The following is a 12,542-nucleotide window of genomic DNA, read 5'->3' as shown; positions in this document are numbered from 1 at the left end:
GCGGCGGCTCGACGCGTCGTGCCGCTCGCGGCAGACACGCCGCGTGCGTCAGTGCTTCTTGTAGCCCGCGTTGCGGCCCATCGAGAACAGGGCACCGACCGTGCCCACGAGGCCGATCGCCGCGATGCCGCCGACGACCCAGAGCACGACGTGAGAGAAGAAGCCGCTGTCCATGGTGATCCTCCGGGTAGATGGGCTTCTCATCGTACCGTCGCGTCCACGCCGCGAATGACGTTCCGGGTCGTGGAGCGGCCGTCGCGCTGGTAGACTTCCGGGGAACTTCGGCGAGGGATGCGTCGTCGTGCGCCCGGCGGGCGCGCGTGGCATCCGTGATCGACGCGGTGATGCAGGCTTCCGGCTTTCCTCACGCGCTCGCGTTCGAGTCGAATCCAGACCACATACGCGCGGACAAGGTCCGCTCATAAGCTGCGGGACACGTGCCCGCGAGGAGAACAACATGTCGGAAGACAACAAGGTCGTCGCCGAAGTGCGCGAGAACTTCGGCAAGGGCTTCGCCCGCCGTCTGCGCGCTGCGGGCAAGATCCCGGCCGTCATCTACGGTCACGGCACCGAGCCCCAGCACGTCGCGCTGCCCGGCCACCAGGTGTCGCTCCTGATCCGTCGCGCCAACGCGCTGCTCGACCTCGACATCAACGGCAAGAGCCAGCTGACGCTCGTGAAGGACGTCCAGAAGGACCCGGTGCGCCAGATCGTCGAGCACATCGATCTCCTCGTCGTGCGCAAGGGCGAGAAGGTCCAGGTCGACGTGCCTGTCACGGTCGTCGGCGAGCCCTTCCCCGGCACGATCGCGAACCTCGAGAACACCACCGTCTCGCTCGAGGTCGAGGCCACCCACATCCCCCAGAACGTCGAGGTCTCGATCGAGGGCGCCGAGGACGGCACGCAGATCACCGCGGCCGACCTGGTCCTTCCCGCCGGTGCGACCCTCGTGACCGAGCCCGAGACCCTCATCATCGGCGTGTCGGTTCCGCTGGACACGCTCGCCGCCGAAGAGGAGATCGCCGAGGCCGATGCCGAGGTCGCCGAGGAGCAGTCCGAGGAGTCCGAGGCGGCTTCCGGCTCCAACGAGAACTGATCCCATCGGACCGCGCGCGCGGTCCTCTGTCGACGAGGGGGCGTGCGTCACGCCCCCTCGTTTTTTCCTGCCGGGATCCGCTGCGGGTCGCGGAGACGTGAGGGTCCGCGCGGATCCGGAAGGATGGATGCCATGGCGGACACGTGGCTCATCGTCGGGCTCGGCAACCCGGGACCACGGTACGAGGCGACCCGGCACAACATCGGCCAGATGGTGGTCGACGAACTGGCCGGCCGTCGTCGGGAGACCTTCCGCGCGCACAAGGCCAACGCGCGGGTCGTCGAGACGTGGCTTCGCCCGGGCGGGCCGAAGCTGATCCTGGCCAAGCCGAACAGCTTCATGAACGTGTCGGGTGGTCCGGTATCGGGACTCGCGAAGTTCTACGCGGTCGACCCGGAGCGCGTGGTCGTCGTGCACGACGAGCTCGACATTCCCTACGACACGATCAAGCTCAAGACCGGCGGGGGGCACGGCGGTCACAACGGTGTTCGCGACGTGGCGAAGGCCCTCGGAACACCCGAGTTCCCTCGGATCCGGGTCGGCATCGGTCGTCCGGTGGGCCGGCAAGACCCCGCGGACTGGGTGCTCGATCCCTTCGGTGCGAAGGAGCGGGAGACCCTGCCCATCCTCGTGTCCGACGCTGCTGACGCCGTGGAACTGCTGGTCGAGGACGGGCTGCTCGCCGCTCAGCAGCGGTTCCACGCGCCACGCTGAGTCGACGCCGCGACGGGCCGCGCGAAGCCGCCGCGCGCTCGACCGATCATGCCGGCGACGGGGCTGTCATCTGTTCTTCTGACCTCGCCGCCGTCGAATGGCGCGGGACACGGTGACGCACCCGAAGATCGCGGCGGCGACGCCACTGAGGCAGGCCCCCAGACAGCTGTAGTCCCCGACGGATGCCAGGACTGGCTCCGGGTCGCGGCGGAGCAGGCCGGCGAACGCGAAGAGGATCACACTGATCGATCCGAACGTCAGGAAGGGGATGAGCCGCGACGGTCTCGAACGATCGGATCCTGCCGCCGGTTCAGCACGGCGCACCGCTTCCGTCGTGTGTTCGCGGCCGGACACGGTGGGGGGATCCGCCGAACGGAAGTCATGCATGGGGTGTCCTCGCGCGTTGCGCGCCGGTCGGTCCGGCTCCGGGCGACGCTACGGGCCGCGGTGTGGTCGGCGCGGGCTCCGAAGCCGATCTGTGGACAAGTGATGCCGATCGATTCCTGTGGAGGAGGGGTGAGGTGCTCTCGAACCCCGGACCCTCCGAATCCGAACTCTCCGACGCGGCAGAGGATCTCGACCCGTCGAGAGGCGGCACCCGGGCCAACGCGGAGAACCCCGGCCGAGGGGCCGGGGTTCTGCGTCAGGCGCCTCCCGGCGCGCGGCGGGAGTGCTTCACTCCACGTCGGTCAGGACGCGTAAGGTGCCGCCCCGATCGTCGCACCGAGGAGGAAGAAGCCGAAGACGATCCCTCCGCCGATGACCGCGAGGATGATCGCGGCGATGCCCCACCCGCGGCCGCGGTTCTTGACCGCGGCGATGATGCCCTGGATGAAACCCCAGAGCGCGAGCACGCCCCACACCAGGAAGGCCGAGACCGACAGCGCTCCGGCGGCGATGGCGATCTGGTTCGCGGTGGGGGGAAGTGTCTCGGGGTCGATGGTGGCGGTGCCGTTGGAGTATTCCGCAAACTGCGCCAGGCTGCCGCTCTGGATGCCGCCGAGGGTGGCGAGGATGGCCCCGATCACGATGCCCAGGAGCGACACGACGAAGGCGATGAGGCCGAGCCGGGTCGAGCCTGTCGGACGTGATGTCTCCGCGGGTGTCGGCGCAGCATAGGCGGCGGGCGGTGCGGAGTAGCCGCTCTGCGCTGCCTCGGCGCGCGTCGTCGGGGGAGTGTTGTACGGCTCGGGGGGCGGCGGTGTGCTGCTCACGGTGTCCTCCTGTGGTCGTCGAGGGCACGGGGCGCCCTCGTCATCCACACCCTATGGAGTCGCCGTGTGATTGCTGTATGGGGTGGACGGACCGAGGGGAGAGCCGGTAGGGCCCCTCAGGCGGCAAGTCCGTTGATGCCGGCCGCGCCGGTGACGAGGGCGAGGAAGACCAGCGCTGCGAACGCGAACGGACCGAGTGACCCGAGGACGATGGCGGCGATACCGGAGCCGCGGCCGGCCCCGCGCACCGTGGCCACGATCCCCAGAACGAGGGCCGCGGTGCCGAGAACGGTTCCCGACCAGAAGGCGATCTCACCCATGAGGACGAGATCGCGGACCGGCGACAGGAGGCGCCAGTCGACGGACTGCCCACCGCGTGCGACGTACTCCGCGCCCGCGCCGCGCGCGACCCGGAACGCCGCGAATCCGGCGACGCCCGGCGCCACGACGGCCGCGAGGATCGAGAAGACGAGGGCGATGGCCCCGAGGGGACGCCGTCGCGGTGTCGGGGACGGAGGAGTGAGCATCGTCCCGACCGGGGCTGCCGCGTGCGGCGCCGCGAAGTCGGGCAGGCCGGGCGAGGTCATGAGCCCACTGTACGACGCCGGTCCGAGCCGGCGGGGTCTCGAGGGTCCGTCATCGCGAGCGCACGGCACGGTCCCGGAGTGACGCCCTCGGGAGCCGGTGTCGGTGCCCCCGCGTAGGATGTGTCGAGTGACAGTTCCCGGGATCGTGCGCGCCCTCGAGCAGGCTGACTCGTACCGGGAGGCCGCCTCGGCGGCATCCTCCGATCTGTCTCTCTCCCTCGTCGACGGGCTCGATGCGCCCGTGATCGCGGGTCTTCTCGAGCATCGGCGAAGCGGGGGAGCGCCCGGCGCGGTCCTCGTCATCGCCCCGACCGGCCGACGCGCCGAATCGCTGGGTCCGGCTCTGGATGCCGTGCTCCCGGGCGCGCAGGTCCTGCATTTCCCCGCGTGGGAGACGCTGCCCCACGAACGCCTCAGCCCGAGCCCCGAGACGGTCGGGCGTCGCCTCGACGTGCTGCGCCGCATCGCGGCGTGGGACGGGACGACACCGCTCGTCGTCACCGCGTCGGTCCGCAGCGCCCTGCAGCCGCTGGCCCCGGGCCTCGGCGACGTCGAGCCGGTCCAGCTCCGCGTGGGCGGGCGGGGGAGCGAGCTCGACCAGGTCACCGCGCGTCTGGTCGAACTGGCCTACCATCGCGTCGACATGGTCTCGCGCCGGGGCGAGTTCGCCGTGCGCGGCGGCATCCTGGATGTCTTCCCCCCGGTCGCCGATCACCCGTACCGCGTCGAATTCTTCGGTGACGAGGTCGACCAGATCCGCGCGTTCTCGGTCGCCGACCAGCGTTCGCTTCCGGGCGAGGTGTCCGAGGTCTCGCTGGTGCCGAGTCGCGAGCTCCTCCTGACTCCGGCCGTGCGTGCCCGCGCCGCCGAGCTGCGGGACGGATACCCCGGGCTCCGGCAGCTGCTCGAGAAGATGGCCGAGGGCATTCCCGCCGAGGGGATGGAGTCGCTCATCCCCGTCCTCATCGACGACCTCACCACGATCGTGGACTACCTGCCCGGGGGTGCCGCGGTCGCGCTGGTCGACCCGGAACGCTCGCTGGCACGCGCCACGACCCTCGGTGACACGAACCGGGAGTTCCTCGAGGCGGCCTGGTCAGCGGCCACGGCCGGCGCCGACACCCCGGTCGATCTGGGCGCCGGCGACTTCGTGACCCTGGACGATCTGCACGAGATCGCGAGCGGCCGCGGGGGCGTGTGGTGGCGGCTGAGCGCGTTCGACTCGGGGGCGGCGGATGCCGAGGCCGAGGGCCTCGTCGTCGGTGACGATTCCGCGCACCGTGTGAAGGCCGACCCCGTGCCCTCGTTCCAGGGCAACGTGGAGGGTGCGACGGCCCACGTCGGGGAACTGCTCGCCGACGGGTGGGTCGTCGTGGTCACGGCATCCGGCCCGGGTCTGGTCGACCGCGCGCGCGACGTCCTGGCCGAGCGGGGGATCGCGGCGCGTCGGGTCGACGACGTCCGCACGCCGCCCGAGCCCGGAGTGGCCCACATCGTGTGCGCCTCGCTCGAGCGCGGTTTCGAACTCACCGAGGTCAAGTTCGCCGTCATCACGGAGACAGAGTTCTACGGTCGCGCGGTGGGCGGCGACAACCGCGGCGTCAAGAAGCTCGCCTCGCGTCGACGCAATGTCGTCGACCCCCTGCAGCTCAAGCCCGGCGACGTCGTCGTGCACGCGACCCACGGCATCGGCAAGTTCCTCGAGCTGACGCGCCGCGAGGTCTCCAGTGGCGGCCGCAACGCGGTGAAGACGATCAAGGAGTACCTGGTCCTGGAGTACGCGCCGTCCAAGCGCGGGTACCCGGGCGACAAGCTCTTCGTTCCGACGGATCAGCTCGATCTGCTGTCGAAGTACGTCGGCGGCGAGGCTCCCGTGCTCTCCAAGATGGGCGGGAGCGATTGGGCGGCGGCGAAGGGGCGCGCACGCAAGGCGGTGCGCGACATCGCCGTCGAGCTGGTGAAGCTCTACTCGGCGCGCATGGCCGCGAAGGGCTACGCCTTCGGGCCCGACACTCCGTGGCAGCGCGAGCTGGAGGAGGCGTTCCCGTTCGCCGAAACGTTGGACCAGCTGCAGACGATCGACGAGATCAAGGCCGACATGGAGAAGCCAGTCCCCATGGACCGCCTGCTGTCGGGCGACGTCGGGTTCGGAAAGACCGAGGTGGCGGTGCGCGCCGCCTTCAAGGCGATCCAGGACGGCAAGCAGGTCGCGATGCTCGTTCCGACGACTCTTCTGGTCAAGCAGCACCTCGAGACGTTCGCGGAGCGTTTCGCCGGCTTCCCCGTGACGGTTCGCCCGCTCTCGCGCTTCCAGACCGACAAAGAGGCGAGGGCCACGCTGGCGGGGCTCACCGACGGCACCGTCGACATGGTCATCGGCACGCATCGGATCCTCACCGAGAAGGTCATCTTCAAAGACCTCGGCTTGATGATCATCGACGAGGAGCAGCGTTTCGGCGTCGAGCACAAGGACTCCCTGAAGAAGCTCAAGACCAACGTCGACATCCTCGCCATGAGCGCCACGCCGATCCCTCGGACGCTCGAGATGGCGGTCACCGGCATCCGTGAGATGTCGACTCTGGCGACCCCGCCGGAGGATCGGCATCCGATCCTCTCCTACGTCGGCCCGCGCAATGACAAGCAGATCGCCGCGGCGATCCGGCGCGAGCTGCTGCGTGAGGGGCAGGTCTTCTACGTGCACAACCGGGTGTCGTCGATCCAGCGCGTCGCCGCCCACCTCGCCGAGCTCGTCCCCGAGGCGCGCATCGTCGTGGCCCACGGCCAGATGGGGGAGCACCAGCTCGAGCAGGTCGTCGACGACTTCTGGGAGCGGCGGGCCGACGTGCTCGTCTCGACGACGATCATCGAGACGGGTCTCGACATCGCCAACGCCAACACGATCATCATCGATCGTGCCGACAAGTACGGCCTGTCCCAGCTGCACCAGCTGCGTGGACGCGTCGGACGTGGTCGCGAGCGGGCGTACGCCTATTTCCTCTACGACGAGATGAAGCCCCTCTCCGAGACCGCTGCCGACCGTCTCGAGACGATCGCGGTCAACAACGACCTCGGCAGCGGCATGCAGGTCGCGCTGAAAGACCTCGAGCTGCGCGGGGCGGGCAACCTGCTCGGTGCGGAGCAGGCCGGTCACATCGCGGGCGTGGGCTTCGACCTGTACCTGCGCATGATCGGCGAGGCCGTCGCGACCTTCCGGGGGGAGGACACCGAGGGTCCCACCGAACTGCGTCTCGAGCTCCCCGTCGACGCCCGCCTCCCCGAGACGTACATCGACAGCGAGCGACTGCGGCTCGAGGCGTACCAGAAGCTCTCGGCTGCGGCATCCGCGACCGCCAAGGACGACGCGATCGACCTCGTGGTCGAGGAACTGCGCGACCGGTACGGCGAGCCGCCGGCCGAGGTCGAGGGACTCGTGGCGGTCGCGCGTCTGCGCCGTCGCGCCGCGCAGGCGGGTCTCGCGGACGTGGTGGCGATGGGGTCGAACCTGCGCATCGCGCCGGCGCACCTCGCCGACTCGATGCGGGTGCGTCTGCAGCGGCTGTATCCGAAGGCGAAGCTCGTCGCGAACGGGGATGCCATGGTCGTGCCGCTTCCGCAGGACGCCGACGACGCGAACCTCATCGCGTGGGTGCGCCAGTTGCTCGACGCGCTGTGGCCGCTCCCGGTGGGGAAGGCGTCGGAGACGACGACGGCCTGAGGGGGCGGATGCCCTGATCGACCCGATCGGCGCGCTGCTCGCTAACTGTGGTCGCGCTGTCCACGCGGCGTGGATCTCTCGACCGGATCACGGTCGCACGAGGATGCTTCCCACTTTGTGACCGGAGTCCACGCGGGCGTGCGCCTCCGCGATCCGGTCCAGCGGCAGGGTCGCTTCGATAACGGGAGTCAGGGTTCCGTCGATGATCCCGTCGATGAGGTCGCCGACGAGCTCACGCCCCGCACCCGCGGTGCCGGTGATCACGCGCGCGCGCTTCGTGATCGTCTCGGCGAGCGTCGCCGCGGCCAGGATCACCCGACCGTTCGGCGACAGCAGGGGTGCGGCCGTACCGGGGTGCAGCGCGCCGACGGTATCGAAGACGACGTCATACGGGCCCGGGAGATCGGAAAGCCGCACCGCGGTGCGGTCGACCGTGTGATGCGCTCCGAGACGCGCGAGCAGCGCCTGATTGCCGCTGCCGGCCGTGGCCGTGACCTCCGCGCCGCGGGACCGGGCGATCTGCACCGCGTGATTACCGACGGCGCCGGCGCCGCCGATCACGAGGACGCGTTCACCGGGACGCACCCGCGCGCGGTCGCGGAGGAACCACAGGGCGGTGGTTCCCCCGAACAGCACGGCCGCGGCATCCTCATCGCTGACCTCGTCGGGGATGCGCGCCAATCGCTGCTCGGGGACCGCGGTGTACTCGGCGTGCGCGCCCATGCGCATGTCGGTCATTCCGGACACGCGGTCCCCGATCCGCAGAGCGGTCGTCTTCGGACCCACTTCGATGACGCGGCCCGAGAGCGCGACGCCGAGCACCGCTCGACGGGGACCTCGCAGACCCAGCGCGAGCCGGGCGGGGACGCCGAAGCCGGCGGGAAACCGTGCGCCGCGGATCCGCGCGTCGCCGCTGTTGACGGATGCGGCAGCGACCTCGACGACGACGTCGCTGCCGGTGGCCCGTGGGCGGGGGCGGCGGTCGATGCGGACGACCTCGGGCGGCCCGTAGGCGTCGACGACAGCGGCGTTCATGTCCATGATGGCTCCTGGGTGTCAAAGATTCTTGACACCGAATCGTGCCCGCCCTAGGGTGACAATGTCAAGTTTTCTTTACATGGAGGCCGCGATGTCGTTCGAGGAACGCAACACCTGGGCGGGGCTGATCGCTAGTGTCCCCGGGGTGCTCGTGTACACGGTCTGGATGCTCGTGGCTGCCCGTGACACGGCCGTCGACCGCGTCGACTGGGTGTGGCCGATGGTCTCGACCATCGTCGCGAGCATCGTCGTGGCGATCGCCGTGAGCATCGTGTGGGGGATCGTGCAATCGCGCCGCGATCCCGACACCGACCACCGCTCCGACGTGCGTGATCGGGAGATCGCCACGCAGGGAGACCGCGTCGGCCAGGCCTTCCTCGTGTTCGGCGGTCTGGCGGCACTGGCTCTCTGCGCCGTCCAGGCGCCGCTGTTCTGGATCGCCAACGCCGTCTACGCGGGCTTCGCGCTCTCGGCCATCATCGGCAGCCTCGCGCGCCTCGCCCTGTACTACCGGGGGATGCCGTGATGGCCAAGCCCACGCGGGTGACCAACACCATCCGCGAGCATCGCGAGCGCGCCGGGACGACCCAGGCCGAACTCGCCCGCCGGCTCGGCGTGACGCGCCAGACGGTGATCGCGATCGAGCAGGGGCGATACTCGCCGAGCCTCGAACTGGCGTTCCAGATCGTGGGTGAGTTCCGCGTCCGGCTCGACGACGTGTTCGCCTACGACCCGGAGTGAGCGTGTCCTCGCCCTGCCGCCGAGGACTACGCTGGCGGGCACCGACGGGAAGGACGCCGCCCATGCGCTTCGCTCACCTCGGGGCCGAGCCCCGCATCCACCCCGACGCCGTCGTCGCCCCCACCGCGGTCATCAGCGGTGACGTCACGATCGGCGCGGGATGCCAGGTCCTCCACGGCGCGGTCCTCACGGCCGAGGGCAGTCGGATCGTGCTGGGGGAGAACAGCATCGTGATGGAGAACGCGCTGCTGCGGGCCAGCTCCACGCACGCGGTGCACATCGGCGCGCACTCGCTGATCGGGCCGATGGCGAGCGTCGCGGGAGCGGAGATCGGCGAGGAGGTGTTCCTCGCCACGGGCACCCGCGTCTTCAACGGCGCGGAGATCGGCGACCGCAGCGAGGTGCGCATCAACGCGATCGTGCACCTGCGCACGGTGCTCCCGCCCGAAACCGTGGTGCCGATCGGATGGGTGGCGGTCGGCGACCCCGCACGACTGCTCTCGCCCGACCGTCACGACGAGATCTGGGCCGCGCAAAAGGAGCTCGACTTCCCCGGGTACGTCTTTGGCCTCGACCGCGAGACCCCCGACCTGATGGTGCAGCTCACCGAGCGGTACGGCCGGAGCCTCGCACGTCACGCCGCCGATCGCCGCCTCGATTGACGCGGCGGGCACGCGAGAGCGCCGACGTTCCTTGGCACGCCGGCGCTCTCGGAGGAACCGGAATCAGCCCGTGTTCTGCAGACCCGCGGCCACACCGCTCACCGAGAGCAGCAGAAGGCGCTGGTGCTCGGCATCCGGTGTCGGGTTCTCTGCGGACGCGTCGCGCAGAGCGCGGAGTGCCCGCAGCTGCAGCAGCGACAGGGCGTCGACGTACGGACTGCGCATCTTGACCGCGCGCTGCAGCACGGGCTTGTTGCCGAGCAGCTCGCCACCGGTGATGCGCTCGACCCATGAACGGGTGAGCAGCATCTCGTCCATGACGAGCGCGGCCAGGTCGTCGCGGTCGCCGAGTGCCAGGTAGCGCCGCGCGATGCGCGTGTCGGCCTTGGCGAGGCTCATCGCGACGTTGTCGATCATCGTGCGGAACAGCGGCCACTGCTCGTACGCGTCACGCAGGCGCTGCTCGTCTGCCACGGCGTCGAGCGCGGTCCCCAGACCGAACCATCCGGCGAGGTTGATGCGCGCCTGCGTCCACGAGAACACCCACGGGATCGCGCGGAGGTCTTCGAGCGACTCCACCGACAGGCCGCGTCGGGCCGGACGCGAGCCGAGTGCCAGATGACCGAGCTCCTCCATCGGAGTCACGGTGGCGAACCACGGCGCGAAGCCGGGCGCCTTCACGAGCGCGAAGAACCGCTCGCGTGACGCGACGTCCATCGTGGCGGCCACGTCGGCGAACGCCTCGGCCGCGCCGCGGTTGCGACGCTCGATCGAAGGCGAGGATGCCGTCAGCACCGCCGCCGCGACCTGGTCGATGTGGCGCATCGCGATGTCGGGGTCGCCGTAGCGCGCGAAGATGACCTCGCCCTGCTCGGTGAGCTTGAACCGGCCGTCGACGGAGTGCGGCGGCTGGGCGAGGATCGCCGAGTTGGCGGGTCCACCACCGCGTCCGAGCGCGCCACCGCGGCCGTGGAAGAGCGTCAGCTCGATGCCCTCGGCCTCGGCCCACGTCGAGATCTTCGCCTGCGCCTCGTACAGCGCGAGATTGGCGGCCACGGGGCCGACGTCCTTCGACGAATCGGAGTACCCCAGCATGACCTCGAGGCGGCGACCGGTGGCATCCAGTCGGCTGACGAACGCGGGGTGGGCGACGATCTCGGCGAGGATCCCGGGGGCCGCCTGAAGGTCGGCGAACGTCTCGAACAGCGGGATGACGTCGAGCACCGGGAGTTGCTCGCCCGGGCCCATCGCGTACGACGCGAGCTCGTGAACGTTGGCCAGGTCTTCGGCCGACTGCGTGAACGACACGATGTACCGGCCCGCGGCGCGGGGGCCGAAGCGCTCCTGGACGTAGGCGATCGAGCGGAAGACCTCGAGCACCTCGTCGGCGAGCTCGCTGCGCTCGCCCCCGGCGCGCAGCTCGTCGAGCACCTTGCGGTGGACGGCGGAGTGCTGGCGCACTTCGAGCTCGGTGAGGTGGAAGCCGTACGTCTCGACCTGCCAGACGAGGCGCTGCAGCGAGCCATAGGCCTGCCGCGCCGCGCCGGCGGCGACGAGAGAGTCCTGCACCGTCCGCAGATCGGCGAGGAGATGCTCGGGGTCGCGGTACGCCAGGTCTGCGTTGCGGGTGCGTGTCGCCGCGATCTTCCGGGCGATGAGCAGCAGGATCCGCCGGTGCGGCTCGGCGGGCGAGCGCTCGGCGATCTCCGCGGCGGCATCTTCATCGGCGGCGCGAAGACGGTGCCACAGTGCGAGGAGGGCGTCGCTCGGCGGCGTGGTCTCGGCATCCAGGGTCAGGCCCCGCCCGACACGCTGGGTGGTGCGCTCGAGGCCCAGGAGGACGTGTTCGCTCGCGATCGCCGCCGCTTTGCGGGTGACGGATGCCGTGACGAAGGGGTTGCCGTCGCGGTCGCCGCCGACCCACGAGCCGACGCGCACGAACGGCTTGACGATCGGCGCGCGCGCACCGGCGTTCTCGCCCTGGAGGATGTCGTCGATGCGGCGGTACACGCGCGGCACGGCGGTGTAGAGCGTCTCGTCGAACACGGCCATGACCGATCGCACCTCGTCGACCGGGGAGGGCTTCTCGCGGCGCAGCGGCGCGGTGCGCCACAGCGTGTCGATCTCCTCGAGCATGCGTCGCTCGGTGCGTCGGATCTCGGTGTCGTTGTCGGCGGCGGAGTCGTGCTCGCCCAGCAGCTCCGACAGGCGGCGGATGCTCGTCGAGATCGCGCGGCGACGGGCCTCGGTGGGGTGCGCGGTGAAGACGGGGTGGAACCGCAGCGCCTGCAGGCGCGACAGTGCGGTCTCCTCGCCGACCTCGGCCGACAGCCTGTCGAACGCCGCGGCGATCGTGTCGGGGGTGCCCCCGCGCGACGGCCGGTCGCCGCGCTCGCGGAGGATGCGCACGCGCTGGTGCTCCTCGACGAGGTTGACGAGGTGGAAGTACGCCGTGAACGCGCGCGCCACCTCGTCGGCGCGGGCGATCGAGAAACCGTCGGCGATCGCCGCGGCTCGCTCGAACGCCTCGGGCGTCTCGTCGGTGTAGGCCTGGATCGTCGCGGTCCGGAGCTCTTCGACGTCGTCGTAGAGGCCGGGGGAGCCGCTCTCTCGCAGTACCCGTCCCAGCAGGGATCCGAGGAGGCGCACGTCCGCACGCATCTGCTCGGGAAGCTCTTGGCCGGCTTCGAAGCGGCCCACGAGGTCGATGGCCTCGGTCGGGGTCAGTTCACGCACAGGTTTCAGAGTAGTTGTGTCACGTTGCCTGCAGATCAC

11 protein-coding genes are annotated in these 12,542 nt (G+C 70.3%); 6 read left to right on the top strand and 5 right to left on the bottom strand.

Annotation, left to right across the window (positions count from 1 at the left end; all coding sequences use genetic code 11):
• Window positions 1-48: 48 nt before the first annotated feature.
• Window positions 49-174, bottom strand: coding sequence for a hypothetical protein (locus ABC271_RS11095; protein WP_412924923.1), 126 nt, complete (start codon window positions 172-174; stop codon window positions 49-51).
• A gap of 283 nt (window positions 175-457) precedes the next feature.
• On the opposite strand from ABC271_RS11095, the gene ABC271_RS11090 reads away from it, so the two are divergent.
• Complete coding sequence (locus tag ABC271_RS11090; protein ID WP_412924922.1) at window positions 458-1,096, top strand: 50S ribosomal protein L25/general stress protein Ctc; 639 nt, start codon at window positions 458-460, stop codon at window positions 1,094-1,096.
• A 132-nt stretch (window positions 1,097-1,228) separates the two neighbouring features.
• Entirely contained in the window at window positions 1,229-1,810 is a 582-nt protein-coding gene (gene pth, locus ABC271_RS11085; protein ID WP_412924921.1) for an aminoacyl-tRNA hydrolase, read from the top strand.
• Between the two features lie 689 nt (window positions 1,811-2,499).
• Here pth and ABC271_RS11080 read toward each other — a convergent pair.
• Both ABC271_RS11080 and ABC271_RS11075 read right to left on the bottom strand, forming a co-directional pair.
• Window positions 2,500-3,024 (bottom strand): hypothetical protein, encoded by a 525-nt coding sequence (locus tag ABC271_RS11080; protein ID WP_412924920.1) that lies wholly within the window; start codon window positions 3,022-3,024, stop codon window positions 2,500-2,502.
• A gap of 116 nt (window positions 3,025-3,140) precedes the next feature.
• Window positions 3,141-3,611, bottom strand: a complete 471-nt coding sequence (locus tag ABC271_RS11075) for a hypothetical protein (protein WP_412924919.1) — start codon at window positions 3,609-3,611, stop codon at window positions 3,141-3,143.
• Window positions 3,612-3,738: 127 nt separating this feature from the next.
• On the opposite strand from ABC271_RS11075, the gene mfd reads away from it, so the two are divergent.
• A complete protein-coding gene (mfd, locus tag ABC271_RS11070) occupies window positions 3,739-7,326 on the top strand; it encodes a transcription-repair coupling factor (RefSeq protein WP_412924918.1) in 3,588 nt (1,195 codons plus the stop codon).
• 87 nt (window positions 7,327-7,413) lie between these two features.
• On the opposite strand, the gene ABC271_RS11065 is transcribed toward mfd, so the two are convergent.
• Window positions 7,414-8,367 (bottom strand): NAD(P)-dependent alcohol dehydrogenase, encoded by a 954-nt coding sequence (locus ABC271_RS11065; RefSeq protein WP_412924917.1) that lies wholly within the window; start codon window positions 8,365-8,367, stop codon window positions 7,414-7,416.
• Window positions 8,368-8,425: 58 nt separating this feature from the next.
• On the opposite strand from ABC271_RS11065, the gene ABC271_RS11060 reads away from it, so the two are divergent.
• From ABC271_RS11060 to ABC271_RS11050, 3 genes are all read left to right on the top strand, one after another.
• The gene (locus ABC271_RS11060) at window positions 8,426-8,890 is read left to right on the top strand and encodes a hypothetical protein (protein WP_412924916.1); all 465 of its coding nucleotides are present in this window, start codon (window positions 8,426-8,428) and stop codon (window positions 8,888-8,890) included.
• Window positions 8,890-9,105, top strand: coding sequence for a helix-turn-helix transcriptional regulator (locus ABC271_RS11055; RefSeq protein ID WP_412924915.1), 216 nt, complete (start codon window positions 8,890-8,892; stop codon window positions 9,103-9,105). The genes ABC271_RS11060 and ABC271_RS11055 overlap by 1 nt, the downstream gene beginning before the upstream one ends.
• Window positions 9,106-9,167: 62 nt before the next feature.
• Window positions 9,168-9,767: a gamma carbonic anhydrase family protein gene (locus tag ABC271_RS11050; RefSeq protein WP_412924914.1), complete on the top strand. Its 600-nt coding sequence runs from the start codon at window positions 9,168-9,170 to the stop codon at window positions 9,765-9,767.
• Between the two features lie 63 nt (window positions 9,768-9,830).
• Here ABC271_RS11050 and ABC271_RS11045 read toward each other — a convergent pair whose 3' ends face one another.
• Complete coding sequence (locus ABC271_RS11045; protein WP_412924913.1) at window positions 9,831-12,503, bottom strand: phosphoenolpyruvate carboxylase; 2,673 nt, start codon at window positions 12,501-12,503, stop codon at window positions 9,831-9,833.
• Window positions 12,504-12,542 lie beyond the last annotated feature (39 nt).

The organism is Microbacterium canaveralium, from assembly GCF_047238045.1.
Lineage (GTDB): Bacteria > Actinomycetota > Actinomycetes > Actinomycetales > Microbacteriaceae > Microbacterium.
This window is presented reverse-complemented; position numbering and strand designations above follow the sequence as displayed.